Consider the following 22983-nt stretch of genomic DNA (forward strand, 5'->3'; position numbering starts at 1 on the left):
CACTATGAACGAAAGAATACAGCTTTCCACGCCACACATGACCGGGCGGGAGATGAAGTACATTCAGGAAGCGTTTGATACTAACTGGATTGCACCGATTGGACCTAATATCACCGGTTTCGAGCAGGATTTGTGTCAATTTACAGGTAGTAGGTATGCACTGGCGCTTTCCTCGGGCACAGCTGCGATACATTTGGCACTACATATCCTTGGAGTTGGGAAAGGCGATATTGTTCTGTGTCAATCGCTTACATTCATTGCTACTGCTAATCCAATCTTATACCTGGGAGCGAACCCGGCTTTTATAGACAGCGAGCCTACGACCTGGAATATGTGCCCAGATACGCTGGAAACGGCGATTAAACATTATCTGGCTTTGGGTAAAAAACCAAAAGCAGTTGTAGTGGTCCATTTATACGGAATGCCCGCGCAATTGAAAGAAATTATCCTGGTTTGCGCCAAATACGACATTCCCTTAGTTGAAGACGCGGCCGAAGCGCTTGGTTCTACTTATTTCGGACAAAATGTAGGCGTTTTTGGTTATGCTGGTATTTTGTCTTTTAATGGAAACAAAATCATTACAACTTCGGGAGGTGGTGCATTACTATGCCAGCGTCCAGATTATCTGGAAAAAGCACGCTTTTTAGCCTCTCAGGCAAAAGATAATGCGTCTCACTACGAGCATTCAGAAACCGGTTATAATCATCAACTAAGCAATGTCTGTGCAGGTATTGGTCGCGGACAAATGGAAGTATTAAAGGATCTCGTTGAAAAACGACGTTCCATTTTCGATCTGTACAGAAGCCGCCTGAAAGATATTCCGGGAGTTAGCTTTCAGGAAGAACAAATCGGTTTTTTCTCTAATCGCTGGCTAACCGTGGTTGTTTTTGATCCAAAAGAATCTGAGATCAGACCTGAAACCCTGAGGCTGGCATTAGAGAAAAGCAACATTGAAACACGTCACGTCTGGAAGCCCATGCATTTACAGCCGATATTTAAAAACACTCCTTACTTTGGCGGAAATGTCGCTGAAACTTTATTTGAAACTGGTTTGTGCTTGCCCTCCGGGTCAAACCTTCCCCCCGAATCAATTCAAGTTGTGAGTGAGAAAATATCAGAACTATGCGAAAAGTAAAGGGCAGCGCGTGAAATGTCACGTGCTGCCCTTTATGTGTTGAATCAATCTCTATAATTGAACTTCCAGTTCAAATTGAAGTACTGTATATGGCGGGATTGTATTGTAGCCTGTTGATTTATAGCCTAACGGGGAAGGAAAGACAACTATTGCTTTTTCGCCTTTTCTCATTTTCCTGACAGCCCTGTCAAATCCAGGGATTACACTACCTGTTCCTGTTGTCATGCTGAGTGTTCCTTCATCGAATTTCGTGTCACTCAACAACTTGCCGACGTATTTTACATTAACGGACTTACCTACTCCAAGCGTATCTCCCGTCACAGTGTTTGTGCGGATAAGCACCAGATTATCAGCAGTTCTGTCTGAGACTGTAAAACCTTTTTTAGCGATGAAATCATCGATCTGCTGCACTTCAGTACGCGTCTTCACCAATTCAACTTCCAGCCTGATCGGTGAATACGCAGGGATATTAACTCTCTCAATTTGCCCGAAAGCGAGGTAAAACGGCAACAAAAAAGTTGCTTTTTCTCCTGTTTTCATCAGAAAAACAGATCGCTCTAATCCTGCCAGACCAGTAGCATTACCTCCTACGGGAAAACTGAAAGAAGAATCTCCCGGGATAGACAATACTTTGGTATTGTTGGTCAAGAGATACCCCGTAAACTTCACAGTAGCGGCATCTCCAAGTTTAGGGCGCAAGCCATTCGGATTTGACTTTCTGATAATATAATACAACCCAATACTGTCTCTAATCGCCTTGCTTGCAAGACTATCTGCTTTGATATAGGCCTCTATGGCCGCTTCATTTTCTATAATTTTTTGCTCATCCTGATTATCGTCCTTCATACAACCCGACAAACCTGCAGCCAATGACAACAAAAAGCACAATGCTAAACTGGTACGCTTCATTTTGATTTCCTTTTCTAATTAATGGGATTTATAACTTTTTTTAATAGACTCCGTCAAATGTGGAAAGGTTGCAATCACGAATGAAAAACGTCTATTTTAACATTTGTCGCAAAATATTTACAGAATGGCGACAGCGGGCATTGAAAGCATTGCGGGTTCCTGGCGGTGCAAACGTAACGCCCATGCAATATAAGCCAATGGTGAGCCTTGTGAACCAGTAGTTTGGGAATATATCGCAACAATGCTTTTTCCACTGCCAATGGCGTTTTGGCCGTCAATGGAACCAATCCCAGCCGCCTGGACACCCGAAAGACATGTGTATCAACCGCCATGGCGGGTTGGTTAAAAATAACGGACGCAATCACATTCGCCGTCTTGCGGCCTACACCCGGCAGCTTCTGCAAATCTTCGACAGATGTCGGAATTTCCGAATTGAACTGCTCGGTCAGCATCCGGGCCATTCCAACCAGGTGCTTACTTTTATTATTGGGATACGAAATCGATCTAATGTAAGTAAAAACCTCCTCCGCATTAGATGCTGCCAATGATTCCGGGTCGGGGAAGCGCTCGAACAATGGGGGCGTGACGATATTTACTCGCTTATCCGTGCATTGCGCCGAAAGTATGACTGCAACTAGTAGTTCATATGGACTGGAATAATGTAGTTCAGTTTCGGGCTCGGGAAAGTTCTTGGTAAAATAATCCAGAAATAAGTTAAAACGTTGTTGTCTTTGCATAAATACATATACTCATTCAGCTCCTGAAGGGATCATTCTTCAGAGCAATTTTTACCTGACTTAAAGAAGGGAATTTTTTGTTCTCAAATAACAACAATATCCAGCTATTTTTAGGAATAGCTGGCATAAAAAAACCCGCCGCTCTCAGTAAGAGAGAGCAGCAGGTCTTTTAGAAGAGAATTGCCGTGAATATTTGACAACTTCTGCAACTGTCCGATCCGAAGGGATACGTACAATTTTGTCCATCTGACTCTGAATTTCCAACGAGTCGAGATAAAAGTTCATCAAATTATCGTCAAGCGCTAAAGCCTCAACAATCAGCTCATTTTCATTTTCTGTTGTTTCGGCATATAAGTACCTTACAACATCATCGTAAGTAAAAGTTTTTGTCATACTGTGGGGCACGTTGGTTAAATTGCTTACGCAGGTTTATCAACGCGTAACGCATTCTCCCCAATGCCGTATTAATACTCACGCCGGTAGCATCAGCAATTTCCTGAAAGCTCATGTCCTCGTAATGGCGCATGATCAGTACCTGCTTTTGCACATCCGGTAACCGCTGGATCATCTCCCGCAGTTGCTCATGTGTTTCCTGACGAATCTGGATCGACTCAACGGAATCTTCCGAAAAATCCAGCGTATTAAAAACACTGCTTCCATCTTCGAACACTACATTGGGGTAGCGTTTATCGCGTCTGAAATAATCAATGGCTAAGTTATGTGCAATACGTATAATCCATGGCAGGAACTTGCCTTCATCATTATATCTACCCCCCTTTATCGTGTCAACTGCCTTTATGAATGTATCCTGTAATAAATCTTCGGCTACATACTGGTCCTTGACAATCAGATAAATAGTGGTGTATATTCTTGATTTATGGCGCTGAACAAGCTTTTCGAATGCCTTTTCATTACCGCGGATATACAATGTTACCAACTCACTGTCGCTAACTTGGACTTTCTCCATTTTTACTATTCGATTTAGTTAACGTAGAGCGGTTCGTCGATATTGTTTCTCCTTTCTGTTTGGTGAAAAAATTGAAGTGTCTTTTCTGTATTTTGAATTATACGAATCAAAGAAATGGATTTGAAAAATAATTTGCAAATGTTTGGGTTTCTTTTTTCAGCAAATTATTTTTCGTTAACACATGTTAACAACTCAGAGACGTTTTTTAGAATATCCAAGCGTTTGATAACTTCTCTATCCCTATTAGAACAAATAATAGAACTTATCAAATAATATACGACGATCCGATCTCAAACAGATCATTTTTCCTTCGTGAGCAGTGAAATTTTCTGTTGCCATGTAGTAATTTCACTTTTTCAATAAAAATTGAACTTTTACCAGATATGAAATATAAACATCTTTTCTTTGATCTGGACCATACACTATGGGATTTCGAAAGAAATTCTTCCGAATCGTTGACCGAAGTTTTTCATCAAATGGCCCTGAGTGAATATGGAGTGTCATCACTCGACGCATTTGTGCAGTCTTTTCTCAAAATCAACACGGCTTTGTGGGACGCATTCGATAGTGGGAAATTGCACCATACCTATATACGTGAAAATCGATTCAAAATGGTTTTCGAGGAATTGGGAGCAGAATGTCCGCCTAATCACACGGAAATCGGAGAACTTTACCTGAATTCGCTGCCTACTAAAAAACATTTACTGGAAGGTGCACTGAATCTGCTCGACTACACTTCTTCAGCCGGGTATGGAATGCACATTATAACCAATGGGTTCAATGAAATCCAGGCCAGAAAAATCGCCAGCTCCCAGATCGGCCACTTCTTTGAGAATATTATCACATTTGAAACTGCTAACGCCAAAAAACCTGACCGCCGGATTTTTGAATTCGCACTGGAAACTGCAAAAACCACTCCCGAGGAAAGTTTGATGATCGGCGACAACTGGATTGCCGATGTAATGGGCGCAAAACAGGTCGGTATGGACACAGTTTATTACAACCCTGCCGGATTAAAGTTCGACGAATCCCCTACTTACGACATCCGGCGGCTGGAAGAGTTGATGATTATTTTATAGAGCTCGTTAGCTATTTTTTAATAACTGAAAAGCAGCGGATTGAGCTCGCTGTCAGCCGCACTGCCGATGGGTCTGGATAGTAGCCAGGTCTCCCAGTCCGCCTGCTGATATTCGTTCCGAGGCTGCACAATTTTCTGGGCCTCGTCCATATATATCATTGTCATTACCTTGCGCGGACGCCCGGATACGTTCGCTCCGGCACGGTGAAATAACCAGCCCGCATGAAAACTCACTTCACCGAGATCGAATGGAGTTTCATTCAGTTGGAATTGCTTCAGCTGCTCATTCATCAATGCTTCACTTTCATCACTGATCTCCAAATCACGCCCTATTTCAACGTGATGGCTCTTTTCCGCAAATGCCAAAGGCCCCATTTCCATCAAGGTTTTTTGTAGCGGAATCCAGACAGTGACGGTTTTGGGTGACGATAACGGCCAGTAAAATTGGTCTGCGTGCCAAGGCGTTATGCCACCCAACGACTCTTTGTATAATGCCTGATCATGATATAACCTCACTCCTTTAACTTGTAACAAGTCCGTCGCTATTTTGGCAAGTCTTTTCGAGAAAACAAATTCTTTCACCTCCTCGCTTTCACGCCAAAGGTTCATTACCTGAAGAAAGGCCCGTTCGTAGGTCGTCCGCTCCTCCATCGGTTTGGTCAGTTTATTGAGCTTAAAAACCAGGTCAGTAATCAGTGAATCATAATGAGAGAGAATGGATTCGCTCAAAACGTCTTTAAGCTTCACGTAGCCATAAATATTGAAGTGTTCAATCGCAGCCTCGGGAAGTTGGTAAGGCTCTGATAATTCTTTGCTAATCAGGTCAGTTTGCAAATCGGTCATAATCTATCTCTTTTCAGGAAAAAAAGATTTGTATAACCGAAAACTACCCAACTTATTCGCTCTCATGAAAAGCAATCTTCTTTTCACGTAGAAATTGTTTGATCACATCCACATGCACGCATTGCCCGACATTGAGGAATGGATAGTTGGAAACCCTCTTCCGGTGGCCTTCTGTAATCACTTCCCGGTTAATTTGATCAAAACCTAAATGCAAATGCCTCGTCGCGCTTTGCATACCATATATAACTCCGTTTTTATCAAACAATGGCCCACCGCTTTGGCCTCTCAACCCCGGCGTGCTCATCTCTATTCCGACCACCTCATTGCCCTCGCCAATATGGCGTGTAATAATGCCATCAATTGGGAAGCTGGGTGTATTCACTCGTCCGCTTTTTGTCCATTCAATATCACCGGTGTTCTTGTTATATTGATAATTAGAGAATTCAGGAAATGGGTAACCTAGTCTGCACAAATACCTTCCTTGCTTGACAAGCCGGGTGTCTTTCAGAAACCTTGCATAGCCTTGATATTGCTTTGTTTCGAAATCCCGGAATTGTATAATGGCAAGATCCTGAGTCGGGTGCAGATGAATGGTGAGGCCTTTGTAGGCAGAAACACATTGAATAAAATTGAAAAGTATGCGTATCGGATTATCCGCATTGATTTTGTATTTGGCTTCCAGAAATGATTTTTGCGTCTCAAAAGCAGGATCCTTTTCGAAAACTCTCAGTTCTCCCTTAAATTTCAGATAGTTTTCGTAAATGGAATTGGCATACAAAATTTGCCTGGCAACATGTCGGCAGGTGATTGCAAAACCATCTTCGTTTACAAAAAATAATGTGGCTGTACCGGGTACAATGTCGCTGCCGGTGTAGTATCGCAATATGAAATGAACGGGACGCGTGTACTGATCTACTTTTTCAATAGCTTCAACGAACATAGAAAAGAAGGCGGGTATATTCTGAGAAGGCTATTTACTGGTAAAAGGCACCAGCGCTTCAGTCTGGTCCCAGCTCAGCACCATATTGGTACCGTTGGGAATTTCTTCAAAATAGATCAGGAACAATTCCTGTACGGAAGGCCTGATGCGGATGGGAACTTCAACATTTAAAACATCCTTCCCATCATTATATTCTGTACCCCATTGCCCTACTTCCGAGTTGAGGATGATCTTCCAACTGCTTTGTCCCGGAACAGAATATAATGAATAGGTTCCTGCTTTAACCGCCTTTCCCGCGAGATACACATCCTTGGAAAGCTCCACGAGCGTTGCCTCGTTAGCACCAGTACGCCATACTTTTCCATAAGGCAATAATGCATTATCCTGCTCCCGCCCAAAAATCAGCCTGCCCTTTTTGTTCGGTCTGCTGTAGATAACCTTGACACTGACACCATTTGCGGTACTTTCTGCAACAGCTTCGGGGCTGAATGATTTGGTATATTTCCTAAACCCAAAAAATCCGGCAATCGCAATGACTATTAGAACTGAAACAATGAGGAAAATTCTTTTCATAAATTTTACGGACAGACAATTTTGTAAAAAGTATAGCTTACCGAGAGCCGCAAATAGTAATAATTATCTTTCAGCGACGGATCGCCTTGTTGAAGTTTATCGGTAGATGTTGGCTCCCCTCCCAGATTATCAAGGTAATCAGTAAACGTTTTTCTTGCCCCATACTCTATCCCGATATTCCACGGACGACGGATCTGATACTTGATTCCAACGCCATAAGGCAATGTAAATGAGCTGGTTTTATAAGCGCTAGTCTGAACATTCGGATTGAATTTGGAATAACCGATACCGCCAAACACATACGGGCTCCAATTTACCGCAAATCTTCGCTCCTGAAAATTAAGGAAATTATATTCTGCAACCGCACTTCCTTCGATGATCCGTGTGGTGAAAGACCTATTTCTTTGTTGTTGAAACGGATCTTTACTATGCTTGTCATCCGCTCCGATTATCCCTCCGGCAACCTCCGCGCGAAGCGACAAGGCCTGGCTCGGATTATATCTGAAAAACAGACTTCCAGCCGGCTCGAAAAATCGAGCTTTTACTGAAGGCGATATGTCTCCCTTGTAGTTAAATCCACCCAATCCAGCTCCAATCTCAATTTTTTGAGCAAAAAGCGTGGTACCAGATGTTACAAAAAAACAGATACCTGCCACCAAAACCGGCAGCAAGTATCTACGACTCAAATTTTTTATAAAATACTTCAACGTAACCGTCAATTATCTTAGTGGAGGACATTTGATCTGCGAAGGAAGCATATAGTTGATATGGATCATACCAAACCAGTAATTATCCGTGTAGCCTGGACTGTTTCCCCTAGCAGTACCGGGAGCCCCAAAACCAGTGGTTGGCAATGCCGCCAGCGGGTCATTGGTGTCAAGAAAATAATTCACCTGAAGGAATTTTTTCAATGCGTCTGTTCTGTCAGCTCCTTTACGAACCGCATACTGGTTTGTCGTTCTGTTTGCAAGCGCCAATGCCGTCGGATTGTCAGCAAAAAGTGCAGGATCGGCATAGTTTCCATGCACGTCGTCCAGGTAATCAGTAAATGTTTTTCTGAATCCGATTTCGGCTGAAATGTCAAATTTGTTATTGATTTTATATCTCACACCAATACCAAGAGGTATCGCAAATTGAACGAGAGAGTATGGTTTTGCATAACCTTCATTTCCCTGGCCCTCTGTGCCTAATGGCTGTAATTTAACCCAGTCACCCTTTAATGAGTCCAATGCTTTCGGATTGTGAGCCGTTAAAGCCACACCGGCAAAAACATAAGCTCCAAATTGTGGTCGTCTATCGTAGCTGCGATTGTCAGGAATCAGTTTAAAAATACCTTGTAATGAAAACTCTTTCAGATCATTACGAAAATGCAGGTTTCGTGCATAAAAAACATTGCTTTCATGCTTCGAATCTCTGTTCATAATGTAGTCATCCCCCGCGATCCTTGCATAAGTAAAGCTGGCTCTTGCCCCCAGGCGCGGTGTAAAGTGGCGTGTGTAGTTACCTCCGATACTCCATCTCATCATCTTAAACATAGATGCAAGCGGACGTCTGTAAGGTGCCAGATCTCCGAAATAACTGGACGTTCCAATTCCAAAACCTGCCGTAGAATAGGGAACAAAGATGCCCCGGCTCTGTGCCTGGCTGTCTCCGCCTGTTAATAAAAGCCCAAAACTTAAGATCAACGTCAGCGCTCCGGATACTCTTTTCAATTCAAAATTTCTACGCATTTTCAGATCGATTTTTTTGCAAAAATAGAATAGTTGTTGGTTTTCTTCAGGATGTATCACCATTTCAACGTATTTCCCAATGATTTATTTGTACCGGTGATATTTTTTAAGAAAACCTCCCGACGCGAAATATACAATTGTCTTCGCTGTTAATACCTTATCCAATGCTGACCGCACATTAACAAACGTATGGTCTGGATAGGAAATAAAACTTTACTATCATTGTGTACTGAAAAAAGCACTCTAAAATGATTTCGAGTAAGAATCTTCGCTTCGCGTACTCTTCCCAAAAAAAATTCAGTTTCCCTGATATTACTTGCAAGGATAAGGAAACATTACTTATTCTGGGCCAGTCGGGGAAAGGAAAAACGACCCTGCTACATTTGCTCGCCTTGCTTATTACCCCTGATTCCGGTGAGATTGTCATAGCCAATAATCCTGCTATTGGCCTTTCCCCCATACAGACTACCGAAATGAGGGCAAAAAATATCGGTATCATTTACCAGCGGCCACACTTCGTAAGTTCATTGTCGGTGCTGGACAACATTTTGCTATCCAACTATCTTGCTAATCAAAAGCAGGACCATACCAAAGCAAAACAACTGGCCGAGCAGCTTGGTTTTGCGGAGCATTTAGCTAAAAAAACAGCACAGCTGAGCCAGGGAGAACAGCAAAGAGTAAGCATTGCCAGATCATTAATGAACAACCCGAATGTGATCCTGGCTGACGAACCGACTTCCAATCTTGACGATAATAACTGTCAGAAAGTGATTGAGCTTTTAAAAAAACAATCGGCATCGATAGGGGCCAGCCTGGTGGTGGTTACACATGACCGGCGGCTGAAAGACGAGTTCTCTAATCAGGTTTTTTTGTAAAATGACTAACAGGATGAATCTTTTTAAAATAAGCCTCGCCAATCTGAAAGAGAAAAAACTCAACAGTTTTCTGAGCGCACTTCTCCTTACGCTGGGAATCGGTATGATCTCGCTGCTGCTTTTGCTTAACAAACAGCTGGACGAACAATTCAGGAGAAATATCAGGGGCATTGATATGGTAGTAGGTGCCAAAGGAAGTCCGCTGCAACTGATCCTGTCCAGCATTTACCAGATCGACGCGCCGACGGGCAATGTACCACTGGCGGAGGTGAACGCATTGCGCAAAAATCCTTTCGTCAAAACAGTCATTCCGCTTTCCATGGGCGACAGCTATCAGGGATTCAGGATTGTGGGTACTACTCCCAAGTACATTGAGCATTTCCAGGCGAAACTTGCTCAGGGACAGGTTTATAATGCTTCCATGGAAGTTGTAATCGGCAGTAAGGTCGCTCGCAACACACAGCTGAAAATCGGCGATACATTTTCCAGCGCCCACGGCCTCGACTCGAAAGGCGAAGTTCATGGGGACAAGAAATACAAGGTTACCGGTATTTTTGAAGCCAGCGGAACCGTTGTAGACCAGCTCATTCTCACGCGGCTTTCGAGTGTGTGGGATGTACATGAGCATGCGGAGGAAGGTCACGAAGCGCATGACGAAAACATTGAACATACTGGCCCGACAGGAACCGATCCTGAGCCGGACGAGGAAGGAAAGGAGGTCACCAGCGCACTTATTCAGTTCAGAAATCCAATGGGCCTGATCACCATTCCGAGGCAAATCAACACCAATACTTCCATGCAGGCCGCCCTGCCCAGCATTGAAATCAACCGGCTATTTTCACTACTCGGCGTAGGGATCGAAACGCTTCGTACCCTGGCATTGATCATTATTAGTATCGCCGGCGTGAGCGTTTTCATTTCGTTATATAATTCATTAAAAGAAAGAAAATACGAAATGGCATTGATGCTTTCGATGGGCGCGACCCGTTCCAGACTGTTTCTAATGCTACTGATCGAAGGGCTGATGCTGGCTGTGATCGGCTTCTTCGCCGGAGTGATTTTGAGCCGGGTTGGTCTGTGGCTTTTTTCGAGAGCTGCGGAAGAGGATTTTCATTATTCGCTCAAACAATTCACTGTTTTGCCAGAAGAAATCTATCTGTTTTTTGGCGCATTGGCGATCGGACTCATTGCGGCCGCTCTTCCTTCGCTGGGCATTTACAAACTGAATATATCCCGGACATTGGCAGAGGAATGATATTCTGTGTAAATTTGTTAACCTGGTTAAATCCTTAATTCAGTCAAAATTTGAGGTTCTGATGAAATCTGCAAAAGCACTCGTACTATTATTTTGTGTCACTTCCCTATTCGCATTTACGCCAAAAAATGTCCCTGTTAAACTTACCTGGGAAACTTTGCGGGATGTTACCTTTAAAAAGAAGTGGTATGCAGAGGAATCCATTTACATGCTCCACCCCACCTTCGGGCCTAGCGTTCAAAAGCTGAAAAACCAGCAGGTGTCCATTACAGGCTACATTCTCCCGGTCGACCTGGATGCTAATTTATATGTACTGTCTGCATTTCCTTTCAGCGCCTGCTTTTTCTGCGGTGGCGCGGGACCAGAGACGGTTATGACATTAAATTTCAAGAAAAAGGATGGAAAGAAGTTCAAAACCGATGAGCGTCTGACTTTTACAGGGACATTGAAGCTCAATGCGGATGATATCTATCAAATGAATTACATCCTGGATGCGGCAGAAGTCACAGACTAGGAACCACTTCTTTGCAAAAGATCAGATTCCGATCAGTCGCCAAACGCCTGAAATAAAGAAAAGTACCAGCCCTACTGGTGTCAAAACCTTCCAGCCCAGGTACATCAGCTGATCCACACGCAAACGTGGTAATGTCCAGCGCGCCCACATCTGCACCAGTATCCCGAACATAGCCTTACTTAATAACCAGAAAGCACCCGTAAGATAACCAAACCAGGTTCCGGGTTCCCCACTAGTCCAATCAGCTAGCCTTACCGGCCCAATATTAGGTAAAGGCGTGTTCCAGCTTCCGAGAAAAAGGATAGCCCCCAGCAAACATACCAGCAGCATCATTCCATATTCGGAGAGCATAAAAAGCGCCCAACGCATACCGGAGTACTCTGTATGAAACCCGGCAACTAGCTCCGATTCACCCTCAGGCAAGTCAAAAGGAGCGCGGTTACATTCTGCCAGAGCGGCTATGAAAAACACGACATAGGCTAGTAAAAGAAAGGGGTTTCGTACAATATTCCAGGACAAAAATCCGCCAACATTGGTTACGTCAATGCCCAGTTTTTTTATTCCAAAAAGATAAACGGTATCGGGAGAATAAATTCCCTGCTGAAAGCTGATCACCTGCAAATCAAGTGTTTGCGTTAACATTACGACACAAAGTATGGATAACCCCAATGGAATTTCGTAAGAAATGATCTGCGCAACAGCCCGCATGGCACCGAATAATGCGAACTTATTATTGGAACCCCAGCCCGCCATTAACAGCCCAATTACGTCCACAGAAACAATGGTCAGCAGAAAAAAAACACCCACAGCGGCCCCTGAACCCGCCAAATCCGGTGCTAGCGGAACAACTGCAAACCCTGCAAAAACTGATATGAAAATAATGAATGGCGCGATCAGGAAAAGTTTGCGGTCCGCTGCTTTGGGAACGATATCTTCCTTTTGAAGTAATTTGAGCAGATCGGCAAAAAGCTGTAACAAACCCCATTTCCCCACTTCCATTGGCCCCAAACGATCCTGAATAAATGCTGAAACCTTACGTTCCAGGTATACGCCGACCACCACAAAACCGGGAACAAGAAGTAAAAAGATGATCAGAGTAAACGGCATTAACAGCTATTTGAGGTACGCTAGATGTCACAAAAGTAAGTAAAAAACTCACTCCTCTTCGTCTGGCTCCCCTTTATATCCCGATTCTTGCAAAATCCTGGCAGCATTGTCAATCTCCATCAGTTGTGGCAAAGACACATCCGGATTTTCCTTCATATACCGGTCTACAATTCGCCAGCCTACCCAACGCGCAATGGCGCCAGGTACCTTCTCGCCTATCTCAGTGGTAAATGGTCTTTCTTCAATGTATTTTTTCTTCTTGAGATCGCTTTTTTCATAAAGCAATTTACCCGCGATAAAATAGGACCAGATCGCCTGCTGGCTTTTATTGGTTCGTTTCAGGTTATCTTCCGAATAACCGAAAATCAAACTGTCGGGAGTCGAAGGCATGACAGTTTTCACAAATTCATATCCTTTTCCGTAACCGATCATGTCTGCGAGTAAAGTCTGATCACTTGCACCCATTCTGTTAAACCGGTTCGACTCAAAAAATACAATCGAGGGCACAATGTACTCTCTTTGATAGCGACGCAACTGATAATCAAACACATTGGGCCGAAACTGTGCCTCGGGCCCTCCAAAATAATCCAGTCCGATAATGATCAGTGAATCTGAAATGTAGAGGTCGTCACCTGTGAAGCCAGTGATCATAAACTGCACTTTCGGCGCATTGAATGCAGGATAATGATGCTTGATCTGCTTAAAAGCATTTGTCAGCGGATTGATAATATTGGCCTGCCGATCGCCTATCAATGTATTCAGCTGATTTTTGAATGTTTGGAATACATTGTTTTGCAAAATATTAAATAGGTGTCCGGCCAGTTGACTGGGTTCAACCGGCGCATTCGCAAAGTAAACCTTGGACAGGTAAGAATGTTTATTCAGAAAATTTTGTACTTCTGTTACCGATTTACAGGCAAAAAGCTCTTGGTCCAGATTCTCGGCTATAATATTCAACTGCATTGAGCTGATGTCTGCTTCTTGCTTTTTATCAGTTTTGCAAGACCAGGAGATGGCCGTAATAACGAAAATCAGTACGAATATTCTTGAATAATGCATTCTTGAAAAAAGGAGTAACATGTTAGACAGAGAGTCAAAATTAGAAAAAAAACGCGTAAGCATTCTCGGATGCGGATGGCTGGGATTTCCACTAGCTCAACGTCTGCAGCGTGATCATATTACATTGGAAACGAAAGGCAGCACGACTTCTGCCGACAAACTGGCCAGCTTTCAGGACCATGGAATAAAGGGCTATCTGCTGGATTTGACGCCCGGTTTTTCAGACGAGGCAACCTTGCTACATTCATTCTTCGATTCTGACTGCCTTATAGTATCATTGCCACCACGTCAAAGTAAAAATGAGCCGGGTTTTTATGTGCAACAAATTCAGGCTGTGGCGGCCGAGATCAAAAAGTCTCCGATTAAAGAAGTCATATTAATCAGTTCAACAGGCATTTATCCTGAGCTGAACAGGATTGTAACGGAGGAAGATGTACTTGCTTCCGAAGAATCCGCCCCATCTGATATGGTTGCCGCCGAAAACCTATTACAATCGCTGCGCCCCGATATTACAGTCACCATTCTTCGTCTCGGCGGTCTGATGGGCTACAACAGGATACCAGGAAAGTATGTAAAAGGGCAAAAAAACATGATAACCGGCTCCATTCCTGTTAATTACATTCACCGTGACGACGCGGTTGGGATTATTATCAGCATATTGGAACAGGGGTTAGTAAATGAGACTTTTAACATTGTTTCGCCACTGCATCCGGTCCGCAGGGATATTTATGAGAATTCTTGTTCGCGTTTCAACTGGGAAGCTCCCACATTTGCCGAGCCAGACATAAGTCCTGATTTTAAGGTGATTTCGGGTGAAAAATTCGACAGTACCTATTCTTATAATTTCATTTTTCCAGACCCATTGAAATTTTATTACAGCCTGGAAAACGAAATGTGAGCATTTACAACACAAAAAAATCCGCAGGATTAGTCCCGCGGATTTATATGATTATTTAACCAAAAAAGAATTATTGCGCTCCTAACAACTCCGTCAGCTTCGTTTCCAAAGCAGATCCCCGGAGATTTTTGGCAATGATTTTACCGTCTTTATCCAGTAAAAACGTCGCCGGAATTGCGTTAACACCATAAGCCTGAGCAACTCCCGAATGCCATTTTTTTAATTCCGATCCGTGCTGCCATTTTAGGTTATCCCGCGCAATGGCCGTTTTCCAGGCTTTCTCATTGTCATCCAACGATACGCCGAAAATATCGAATCCTTTGTCTTTAAACTTGTCGTACATCCTTACTACATTCGGGTTTTCCATCCTGCACGGGCCACACCAGGAAGCCCAGAAGTCGATCAAAACGAATTTACCGCGTAATGATGACAATGCCACTGGCTTACCTTCGGGGCTGTTCAATGTGAAATCAGGGGCTAATTCGCCAACTTCCAGGCCAGTGATTCTTTTGATCTGACCAATAAAACCCTTAGCCAATGTTGGCGTAGGCTGCACCTGCTCATACTGCTCTGCTAGCTTTTTGAGAATATCCAGATCATTGTCAGGTGTAAGAAAATTATTAGCAGTAAAAAGCGCCACTAATGAAGTGCCCATTTCAGGTAACCATTTTTTAATGGCACTTAGTCTTTCTTGTTCTGCTTTCGCATAATTCTGCTGTATCTCCTCTATTTTTTTAGTATCCTTTTTTTCCTCAGCCTTGGCATACTCTTCATTCCAAACGGTCACTTTCGCAGCGAAATTCTTCATCAGTTCATCCACCTGGGCGTAGTACTCCATGTTTTTGGATCCAGTCACCCGCACTTTTCCGCCATTTCCTTTGCTATCTTTTCCAGTTCCGTCAGCAAGTACTTCGAATTGCTCGCCGCCTTCAACCAATAAAATCACCCGTTGCCGGTCAGCAATATTCAGAGAAAAAAAGCTCCCTCTGTCCATTTCTGTACCTTTTATTGAAAAACTGCCATCGGCGGCCATCACAGTAGAATCCTGCTTTACAGAAGATCCATTAGCCGACGATTTTGAAAGAATCACTTTTTCTCCCTTCGCGCCATTTTTAACTTTGCCGGATACGGTAAAGTCTTTGGGTGCGATTTGCTGGGCCATTGTCGAAAAGCCTAGCAATGTCATGCTCAAAACTAAAACACTTCGTTTCAATGATCCCTTCATAATTTCTGCTTAATATTTTCTCTAAAATGTGTGACTATTGAAGTTTTTTCGCAAGTAACTGGTTCACAAGTTTCGGGTCAGCGGTATTGTTTGATTTTTTCATGATTTCACCCACAAACAGCCCAATCAAACCTTTCTTGCCTTTTTTGTAAGCTGCTACCTTGTCAGGCATTGAACTAATTACCTCATCTACCAACGATTCAAGTTCGTTTGTATTGCTGTTTTGGAGCCAGTTATTTGATGATGCTATCTCGGAAGGAGCACGTTGCGGCTCGGACAAAAGTACCGGGAATATTTTCTGAGAAGCCACAGAATGGCTCACCACACCCGATTCATTTAACTCGATCAGGTCAGCCAGGGCTTTTGCGCTGATCGGGAAGCGTTCTATATTTCCTTCGTGATCATTCAGGTACGATTTCACCGGGCCCATCAGCCAGTTAGATGCAGCTTTGTAAGCCGGGGTATTCGCACAAACAGCTTCAAAATATTCCGCAATTTCCCTGGTATCCGTCAGTACCATGGCGTCATAAGCCGGAATGCCGTACTGGTGAACAAATTTATCGCGAAGCTCCTGCGGTAATGCCGGCATTTTGCTTTTAATGTCTTCCAGCCATTCCTCCGAAACCACCACGGGGCTCAAATCAGGATCGGGGAAATAGCGGTAATCGTTCATTGTTTCTTTTACACGCATCCCATAAGTCTGTCCGCTTTCAACGTCGAACATCCGGGTTTCCTGCTGAATTGCTTCCTCATTTTCGAGCATCGCAACCTGCCTTCTTTCCTCAAAACTGATGGCACGCATCATATTCCGGATCGAATTCATGTTTTTGATCTCTACTTTGGTACCGAGTTTGCTTTCGCCCTTTTTACGAAGAGACACGTTTACGTCGCAACGCAGCGAGCCTTCTTCCATATTACCGTCGCTAATGTGCAGGTACCTGACAAGACGACGGATTTCGGTAACAAATGCACCAGTTTCTTCCGCCGACCTCAGATCAGGTTCCGATACCATCTCAACAAGAGGCGTTCCGGCACGGTTATAATCCAGCAATGTTTCAGTATAGCTTCCATCATGAACAGATTTCCCTGCATCCTCTTCCAGGTGAATGTGATGGAAACGAATGGTTTTTTCAACGATTTTACCTTCTGCGTTTTTGATGGAGATATTAACCCCTCCATTTTCGCAAATCGGCTTTTTATCCTGGGATATCTGATAGCCTTTTGGAAGATCCGGGTAAAAATAATTTTTCCGGTCAAAGATCGTCCTGCGGCTGATCGAGCACCCGCAGGCAAGCCCGAGGCGGATCGCAAATTCCACCGCTTTATTATTGATTTTCGGTAAAGTACCCGGTAATGCCAGTGTGAGCGGGCCGATATTGGTATTCGGTTCGGTGCCAAAGAGATTGCGGTCCTGCGCGAATAATTTTGATTCCGTTAAGAGTTGACAGTGTACTTCCAGGCCTATTACAGTTTCATAACTGGCCAAAAGTTCGTCTGTGATGTCAGAAGGGTGAAGCGCGTTTTGAGTCATATTTATTACAAATGCTTTCGCAAAGATACGAATACGGGCCGTCCATAGCATGAACGGCCCGTATTTTCTGGGTGTAAGTAACTTTTGTTGCTTACAAAGAGTTAATCCAATTCGCTATCACAACAATGTCAGCCTTTGGAACGTGGGCCAGAGGAGCCATCGGAGGATAACCCGGCCAGTGCTCAGGTTTCGGACTGTGTACCAGCTCCACGATCTGATCTGGCGTATATTTTTTCTTAGCTACTTCTGAATATGCCGGTCCGATTACTTTGTCGTAAGCCTGGTGACATGCAAAACAGGCGTGCTTGTTAAGTAACGCTGAAACGTCGGCAGGTACTGGCTTGCGTTTCGGTACAACCGGAGCTGCCGCTGCTTCTGGCGCCGCTGCAACTGCCGCACTATCACCTGCTTTTCCTGAATCCACAGCAGCAGGCGCAGGTGCCGTAGCAGCAGGTTCTACCGGTGGCGGAGGTGGGGTTTTTCTATCGTTCTGAAGCTTTACGAGAGCCGTCTCTTCCCTTACCTTGCTTCCCGAACCATAGTAATGGTCATATTTGTCACGGTCTTCCTTGGAAGAACAACCGATGCAGAAGGAAACTGCCAGGGCAATAAAAGCCAAAGAAGTACTTTTGTTAAGTGTCATTGTTTTCAATTTTTAAGAATTTCCGCCAGATTAAGGTTTTGATACAAAATCATCACACGAAGAAAGCAAGTTTGCACTAGATTTCCTTCATATCGGGAATACAAATTACCAGCAAATGCTATATAAATGACCCATAGCATCTTCTTCGCCAATTCATTAGCCTTACATTACCCGGAGGAAAATCATTAAAATTTATTCTTTATTTGAAAGATATTATTGTGTTTAATATTAAATGTTATTACTTTTGCAGTCCTATTTGTAAAACGATGTAAAGTAATGGCTAAGAAAGGTAATAGAGTACAGGTCATATTGGAATGCACAGAACAGAAAGACAGCGGTGTTCCAGGAATGTCACGTTACGTGACTACAAAAAATCGGAAGAATACGCCTGGCCGTATGGAGCTGAAAAAATTCAATTCTTTCCTGAGACGCTATACAGTCCACAAAGAAATTAAATAAGTTCGTTGTTACCCGTTAACTGTTATGTGGTTAGAACATCAATGGTTCGACGGTAGACTCGTAACAGTTAATTATTAACATATAAACTTAAAAATATACAGACATGGCAAAGAAAGTAGTTGCTACCCTGAAAAAAGAAGGCGGTAAATCATTTGCCAAAGTGATTAAGGCCGTAAGATCTCCTAAAACAGGAGCTTATACCTTCAAAGAAGAAATCGTACCTCTTGACGGTGTTCAAGGTGCTTTGAAAAACTAGTCTTCAGCCGCCCGGCGGCCCGGTGCGCTCAGACTGACGTGGAGCGCGATATTTGTCACCCTGAGCGCAGCCGAAGGGTGAGTTATTAAAAAAGTCCCTTTTTGGGACTTTTTTTGTTTTATTTTTGGGCCATAAACATACTAGCATCATGAGTTTATTTGGTTTTTTTTCAAAAGAGAAAAAAGAAACATTAGATAAAGGCCTTGAAAAAACCAAAGACAGTTTCTTTGGAAAGCTTTCCCGAGCCATAGTCGGTAAGACGACTATCGACGAGGACGTTCTGGACGAATTGGAGGACATTCTGGTTAGTTCTGATGTGGGCGTGGAAACTACCGTGAAGGTGATCAAACGCATCGAAGAACGCGTAGCAAGAGATAAATACGCCACTACTGCCGAGCTGGACAGTATATTAAGAGAAGAAATTGCCGCACTTCTCATTGAAAATAAATCCATTGACATCAAGGATAGTTTTGAAACCGAGCATTTACCGAAGCCTTTTGTAATTATGGTGGTCGGTGTAAATGGTGTCGGGAAAACGACCACTATCGGAAAACTAGCACATCAGTTCCATCAGCGCGGACACAAAGTGGTGCTCGGTGCTGCGGATACATTCCGGGCTGCGGCTGTGGATCAGCTGAAACTCTGGGGAAAAAGGGTTGACGTGCCGGTAATCGATCACGGCATGAACACCGATCCTTCCGCCGTTGCCTATGATGCATTGAAAAAGGGAATTGAAACCGGCGCTGACGTGATTATTATCGACACCGCCGGGCGCTTGCATACGAAAGTCAATCTGATGAATGAGCTTTCGAAAATCAAACGCGTCATGCAGAAGATCATTCCCGATTCTCCACACGAAGTATTGCTTGTACTGGACGGAAGTACCGGCCAAAATGCAGTCATTCAGGCCCGGGAATTCACAAAGGTCACTGAAATTACTGCTCTGGCTATCACCAAGCTGGACGGAACAGCCAAAGGCGGCGTCGTGATCGGGATCTCCGACGAGTTCAAAATCCCTGTCAAATACATTGGCGTAGGCGAAAAAATGGACGACCTACAAGTGTTCGATAGAAGTGAATTTGTAGATTCTTTGTTCAAGAAGATTGGTTGAAACAGTTGAGTTTTTTATCTTTGATTATGGGTAAAACAAAAACATCCAAAAGCAATCTTGCGACTTCCGGGGCTCCTTTGAGTGAGGAAGAATTTAAGATCATGATTAAAGAGGCCGAAAAAGGGCCTTTTTACAGCATTCAGGAAACAACCCTAATCATCGATAAGTGGAAGTCGAAATACGCGTTTTGAACATCATTCATTCTAGCCCCAGCACTACAAAAATCAAATCAGCTCGAAAAATCAAGATTCAGCCTACTGAATAATAGACCGAATAGTTGTAAACGCGAATTTTACGATACTTCGGCTGCATTAAATATACATTTATCAGATCATGTCACCGATCTTCATTTAATTGCCGCCAAGAATCGATATATCCTAATTTTGGGAACTGCATCTCAAACAGTTCCCTTTTATGGATACATTTTTGATCTTCGTTTTTGTATTCGGAATCTTCGCATGGTGTATATGGAAGCTGCTGAATTATACCAAAAATACAATCGGTAAAAACTCGCCGCTAAAAGTGGTAAGGGTTTATCAGATCCAGGAATGGCAGTATTTCTTGAAATTTGAAAACCTGTTCATTTACTACCTCCTTGGGGCTGGCCTACTCATTACGAAGGCTTCATTTTCCATATACACATCAGAATTCAATTTATTCTTAACCCGCCTGCTTATTTTCAGCCTCGGTTCGGTAATGCTTTTCGCATGCGCCTTTTACCTTATTTTGGATACTAATCATTGGAAATACGTCCGCAATATTAGACTTGAAACCGACCCGGTCACACACGAGCTTGATTTGCACTTTCCGGATCACACGCTTACCATTCGCGATGGTGACATTGAAAAGGTTGTGGTGGCATCCAATGAAGCGAAGCTTAGATTTAGCTACATGACTTACTTCCTCAAAAACGGAGAACAATTTATCCTTTCCGACAGAATGCCAGGGATTGAAGTAATTCACGAGTATTTTAAGAAAATTCCGATCGAATACCACAAAGAACGATTTCCTTATATAAAGTAGACATTCCTGACAATTTTTGCCGAACTTTGCACCCCATTTTCCCGTCAGTATCAATCACTTTGCCTGATTTAAAATGGTAATTTTTCAATATCAATCATAGCTAATGGCTAACAGCGGATCGCTGGCAGCTTTTCTTCAATGAAAACCAAAGGAATAGTCAAAAACAAAGTCAATATAGTGACGCTGGGTTGCTCCAAAAACCTGGTGGATTCAGAAGTACTTTATACGCAGCTCAAAGGAAACGGGTTTAAAGTCGACCACGAGTCTAAAAAAGATGATTCTCAGATTGTTGTGATCAATACCTGCGGATTTATCGATAATGCCAAGGAAGAATCGATCAATACCATTCTACGTTATGCTGACGCCAAAGCAGCAGGAATGGTTGATAAAGTATACGTAACTGGCTGCCTATCGCACCGCTACAAAGATGAACTTTCAGTAGAAATCCCGACTGTTGACGCTTGGTTTGGAACAAATGAGCTTCCTCGCCTGCTCAAAACATTAAAAGCAGACTATAAGCATGAATTAGTAGGTGAACGCTTATTGACTACACCAACACATTATGCTTACCTCAAAATTGCCGAAGGTTGCGACCGTCCGTGCAGTTTCTGCGCCATACCCCTCATGCGTGGCGGGCACATTTCCCGCGCGATTGAAGAATTGGTGAAAGAAGCAAGATCGCTGGCGAAACGCGGGACGAAAGAGCTGATCCTCATCGCCCAGGACCTTACCTATTATGGTCTTGATATTTATAAAAAAAGAAATTTATCGGATCTTCTCGCGCAACTTTCTGACGTTGAAGGCATTGAATGGATCAGGCTGCAATATGCTTACCCAGCTGGCTTCCCGATGGATGTCCTGGACATCATGAATGAGCGGAGCAATATCTGCAAGTATCTCGATATGCCGCTGCAATCGGGATCGACGGAAATGCTGAAGTCGATGCGGAGAGGTATTACCCGTGAAAAAACGGAAGCATTGATCAACACGATCCGGGAAAAAGTGCCTGGTATCGCATTACGTACCACATTGATCGTAGGTCACCCCGGAGAAACCGAAGCATTGTTCGACGAAACTTTTGAGTTTGTAGAAAAAATGCGTTTTGACCGTCTAGGCGCATTCCAATATTCCCACGAAGACAATACGCATTCCTACACCATGCCGGACGATATCCCGACGGAAGTGAAACAGGAGCGTGCTGATGCAATCATGGAATTGCAGCAGGGCATCTCTTATGAATTGAACCAGAACAAAATCGGCCAAACCTACAAAGTGCTGTTTGACCGCAAGGAAGGCGGACATTTCATTGGAAGAACTGAATTTGATTCACCGGAAGTTGATAATGAAGTACTTGTACCAGCAAGTCAGTATGTGAGACTTGGGGATTATGCCAATGTAAAAATCACTTCGGCAGAGGAATTTGATTTGTACGGTGAAGTGATTTCCTAATTTGCTTTCGCGGCTGATCAATGCTTTATTAAATTTGCCGTTTCATTGACCAAGAATAATATTAAAACGCATGTTACAACGAATTCAAACTATTTTTCTAGCGATTGCAATCGTCGGAATGGGAATTTTCCTGGCCTTTCCGATATGGTCCAAAGTTGCCGCTAGCGGGGAGCAAAAGGCGGACCTTACTGCCATAAAGCTTACTCACCAGCTCACTGCGGTACAATCCAATGTGCAGCCTGTGTATTACCTGACGATACTGGCACTTTTGGTTGCAGGGGTAGCCGCTTATGCCATTTTCCAATTTCGCAACCGTGTTTTGCAGTCGGCTTTGTGCGCTGTCAATTCTATACTGATGACCGTTTTGATGGGGCTGGTTATTTATTTTACCTTTTACAAAACAGCCAAACTATTTGATCCTGAACTTCCTGGCAAATATGATATTGGTTTTTACGGCCTGGTTGGCGCTATGCTGGCGAACGTTTTTGCAAACCGTTTTATCCGCAAAGATGAACGTGAGGTTCAGCAATCCAAAAGGTTCAGATAATTAGATTTGCCACATTGATAATCAGACTTGTCAGGAGCGGAGTCGAAACGTTTCGACTCCGCTCCTGACAAAGAGGTTTGCGCTCAACGTGACAAAGAGGTTGTGCTCAGCTTGACAAA

At 43.5% G+C, this 22983-nt stretch carries 27 protein-coding genes; 13 read left to right on the top strand and 14 right to left on the bottom strand.

Annotation, left to right across the window (positions count from 1 at the left end):
* Window positions 1–4 precede the first annotated feature (4 nt).
* Window positions 5–1135 (top strand): DegT/DnrJ/EryC1/StrS family aminotransferase, encoded by a 1131-nt coding sequence (locus ON006_RS23550; protein WP_244822471.1) that lies wholly within the window; start codon window positions 5–7, stop codon window positions 1133–1135.
* Window positions 1136–1186: 51 nt separating this feature from the next.
* Here the strand turns inward: ON006_RS23550 and ON006_RS23555 are convergent, their stop codons facing one another.
* From ON006_RS23555 to ON006_RS23570, 4 genes are all read right to left on the bottom strand, one after another.
* Window positions 1187–2044, bottom strand: coding sequence for an FKBP-type peptidyl-prolyl cis-trans isomerase (locus ON006_RS23555; protein WP_244822472.1), 858 nt, complete (start codon window positions 2042–2044; stop codon window positions 1187–1189).
* 74 nt (window positions 2045–2118) lie between these two features.
* The gene (gene nth / locus ON006_RS23560; RefSeq protein ID WP_244822473.1) at window positions 2119–2781 is read right to left on the bottom strand and encodes an endonuclease III; all 663 of its coding nucleotides are present in this window, start codon (window positions 2779–2781) and stop codon (window positions 2119–2121) included.
* Window positions 2782–2925: 144 nt separating this feature from the next.
* Window positions 2926–3174 carry a hypothetical protein gene (locus ON006_RS23565; protein WP_244822474.1) on the bottom strand — a complete coding sequence of 83 codons (249 nt, stop codon included), beginning with the start codon at window positions 3172–3174 and terminating at the stop codon, window positions 2926–2928.
* Window positions 3149–3748, bottom strand: a complete 600-nt coding sequence (locus ON006_RS23570) for an RNA polymerase sigma factor (RefSeq protein ID WP_026632052.1) — start codon at window positions 3746–3748, stop codon at window positions 3149–3151. Before ON006_RS23570 ends, ON006_RS23565 begins: the two co-directional genes overlap by 26 nt.
* A gap of 383 nt (window positions 3749–4131) precedes the next feature.
* Here ON006_RS23570 and ON006_RS23575 point away from each other — a divergent pair, with 383 nt between their 5' ends.
* Window positions 4132–4827 carry a YjjG family noncanonical pyrimidine nucleotidase gene (locus ON006_RS23575; protein WP_244822475.1) on the top strand — a complete coding sequence of 232 codons (696 nt, stop codon included), beginning with the start codon at window positions 4132–4134 and terminating at the stop codon, window positions 4825–4827.
* A 17-nt stretch (window positions 4828–4844) separates the two neighbouring features.
* On the opposite strand, the gene ON006_RS23580 is transcribed toward ON006_RS23575, so the two are convergent.
* The 5 genes from ON006_RS23580 to ON006_RS23600 are packed head-to-tail and all read right to left on the bottom strand — an operon-like array spanning window position 4845 to window position 8912.
* Complete coding sequence (locus ON006_RS23580) at window positions 4845–5669, bottom strand: phytanoyl-CoA dioxygenase family protein (RefSeq protein WP_244822476.1); 825 nt, start codon at window positions 5667–5669, stop codon at window positions 4845–4847.
* 52 nt (window positions 5670–5721) lie between these two features.
* Window positions 5722–6609 carry a trypsin-like peptidase domain-containing protein gene (locus tag ON006_RS23585; RefSeq protein ID WP_244822477.1) on the bottom strand — a complete coding sequence of 296 codons (888 nt, stop codon included), beginning with the start codon at window positions 6607–6609 and terminating at the stop codon, window positions 5722–5724.
* Window positions 6610–6639: 30 nt separating this feature from the next.
* Window positions 6640–7182 (bottom strand): DUF2911 domain-containing protein, encoded by a 543-nt coding sequence (locus tag ON006_RS23590; RefSeq protein WP_244822478.1) that lies wholly within the window; start codon window positions 7180–7182, stop codon window positions 6640–6642.
* Between the two features lie 5 nt (window positions 7183–7187).
* Window positions 7188–7868: a type IX secretion system protein PorG gene (gene porG / locus ON006_RS23595; RefSeq protein WP_244822479.1), complete on the bottom strand. Its 681-nt coding sequence runs from the start codon at window positions 7866–7868 to the stop codon at window positions 7188–7190.
* Between the two features lie 33 nt (window positions 7869–7901).
* Entirely contained in the window at window positions 7902–8912 is a 1011-nt protein-coding gene (locus tag ON006_RS23600; RefSeq protein WP_244822480.1) for a DUF6089 family protein, read from the bottom strand.
* Window positions 8913–9160: 248 nt separating this feature from the next.
* On the opposite strand from ON006_RS23600, the gene ON006_RS23605 reads away from it, so the two are divergent.
* From ON006_RS23605 to ON006_RS23615, 3 genes are all read left to right on the top strand, one after another.
* A complete protein-coding gene (locus ON006_RS23605) occupies window positions 9161–9787 on the top strand; it encodes an ABC transporter ATP-binding protein (RefSeq protein WP_244822481.1) in 627 nt (208 codons plus the stop codon).
* Window positions 9788–9800: 13 nt separating this feature from the next.
* Window positions 9801–11042, top strand: a complete 1242-nt coding sequence (locus ON006_RS23610) for an ABC transporter permease (RefSeq protein WP_244822482.1) — start codon at window positions 9801–9803, stop codon at window positions 11040–11042.
* Window positions 11043–11103: 61 nt separating this feature from the next.
* Window positions 11104–11556, top strand: coding sequence for a DUF3299 domain-containing protein (locus tag ON006_RS23615; RefSeq protein ID WP_244822483.1), 453 nt, complete (start codon window positions 11104–11106; stop codon window positions 11554–11556).
* A gap of 21 nt (window positions 11557–11577) precedes the next feature.
* On the opposite strand, the gene ON006_RS23620 is transcribed toward ON006_RS23615, so the two are convergent.
* Both ON006_RS23620 and ON006_RS23625 read right to left on the bottom strand, forming a co-directional pair.
* A complete protein-coding gene (locus ON006_RS23620) occupies window positions 11578–12663 on the bottom strand; it encodes a complex I subunit 1/NuoH family protein (RefSeq protein WP_244822484.1) in 1086 nt (361 codons plus the stop codon).
* Between the two features lie 48 nt (window positions 12664–12711).
* On the bottom strand, window positions 12712–13722 hold the full coding sequence (locus tag ON006_RS23625) for a gliding motility protein GldB-related protein (RefSeq protein WP_445438767.1): 1011 nt from the start codon (window positions 13720–13722) through the stop codon (window positions 12712–12714).
* A 19-nt stretch (window positions 13723–13741) separates the two neighbouring features.
* Here ON006_RS23625 and ON006_RS23630 point away from each other — a divergent pair, with 19 nt between their 5' ends.
* Window positions 13742–14620 (top strand): Rossmann-fold NAD(P)-binding domain-containing protein, encoded by an 879-nt coding sequence (locus tag ON006_RS23630; protein ID WP_244822486.1) that lies wholly within the window; start codon window positions 13742–13744, stop codon window positions 14618–14620.
* 70 nt (window positions 14621–14690) lie between these two features.
* Here ON006_RS23630 and ON006_RS23635 read toward each other — a convergent pair whose 3' ends face one another.
* The 3 genes from ON006_RS23635 to ON006_RS23645 all read right to left on the bottom strand — a co-directional run bounded on the left by ON006_RS23635 (window position 14691) and on the right by ON006_RS23645 (window position 18019).
* Window positions 14691–15845: a TlpA disulfide reductase family protein gene (locus ON006_RS23635; RefSeq protein WP_244822487.1), complete on the bottom strand. Its 1155-nt coding sequence runs from the start codon at window positions 15843–15845 to the stop codon at window positions 14691–14693.
* A gap of 34 nt (window positions 15846–15879) precedes the next feature.
* The gene (gene gatB / locus ON006_RS23640; protein ID WP_244822488.1) at window positions 15880–17376 is read right to left on the bottom strand and encodes an Asp-tRNA(Asn)/Glu-tRNA(Gln) amidotransferase subunit GatB; all 1497 of its coding nucleotides are present in this window, start codon (window positions 17374–17376) and stop codon (window positions 15880–15882) included.
* A 91-nt stretch (window positions 17377–17467) separates the two neighbouring features.
* Window positions 17468–18019 (bottom strand): c-type cytochrome, encoded by a 552-nt coding sequence (locus ON006_RS23645; RefSeq protein WP_244822489.1) that lies wholly within the window; start codon window positions 18017–18019, stop codon window positions 17468–17470.
* 276 nt (window positions 18020–18295) lie between these two features.
* On the opposite strand from ON006_RS23645, the gene rpmG reads away from it, so the two are divergent.
* From rpmG to ON006_RS23680, 7 genes are all read left to right on the top strand, one after another.
* Entirely contained in the window at window positions 18296–18478 is a 183-nt protein-coding gene (gene rpmG, locus ON006_RS23650; protein ID WP_026632037.1) for a 50S ribosomal protein L33, read from the top strand.
* Window positions 18479–18581: 103 nt separating this feature from the next.
* Entirely contained in the window at window positions 18582–18734 is a 153-nt protein-coding gene (locus tag ON006_RS23655) for a DUF4295 domain-containing protein (protein WP_149639761.1), read from the top strand.
* 148 nt (window positions 18735–18882) lie between these two features.
* Window positions 18883–19845 carry a signal recognition particle-docking protein FtsY gene (gene ftsY, locus ON006_RS23660; protein WP_244822490.1) on the top strand — a complete coding sequence of 321 codons (963 nt, stop codon included), beginning with the start codon at window positions 18883–18885 and terminating at the stop codon, window positions 19843–19845.
* Between the two features lie 26 nt (window positions 19846–19871).
* Window positions 19872–20036 carry a hypothetical protein gene (locus ON006_RS23665; RefSeq protein WP_244822491.1) on the top strand — a complete coding sequence of 55 codons (165 nt, stop codon included), beginning with the start codon at window positions 19872–19874 and terminating at the stop codon, window positions 20034–20036.
* A gap of 223 nt (window positions 20037–20259) precedes the next feature.
* The gene (locus tag ON006_RS23670; protein ID WP_244822492.1) at window positions 20260–20868 is read left to right on the top strand and encodes a PH domain-containing protein; all 609 of its coding nucleotides are present in this window, start codon (window positions 20260–20262) and stop codon (window positions 20866–20868) included.
* Window positions 20869–21006: 138 nt separating this feature from the next.
* Window positions 21007–22317 carry a 30S ribosomal protein S12 methylthiotransferase RimO gene (gene rimO / locus ON006_RS23675; RefSeq protein WP_244822493.1) on the top strand — a complete coding sequence of 437 codons (1311 nt, stop codon included), beginning with the start codon at window positions 21007–21009 and terminating at the stop codon, window positions 22315–22317.
* 70 nt (window positions 22318–22387) lie between these two features.
* The gene (locus tag ON006_RS23680; RefSeq protein WP_244822494.1) at window positions 22388–22864 is read left to right on the top strand and encodes a DUF4293 domain-containing protein; all 477 of its coding nucleotides are present in this window, start codon (window positions 22388–22390) and stop codon (window positions 22862–22864) included.
* Window positions 22865–22983: the final 119 nt, after the last annotated feature.

This window comes from Dyadobacter pollutisoli, from assembly GCF_026625565.1.
Lineage (GTDB): Bacteria > Bacteroidota > Bacteroidia > Cytophagales > Spirosomataceae > Dyadobacter > Dyadobacter pollutisoli.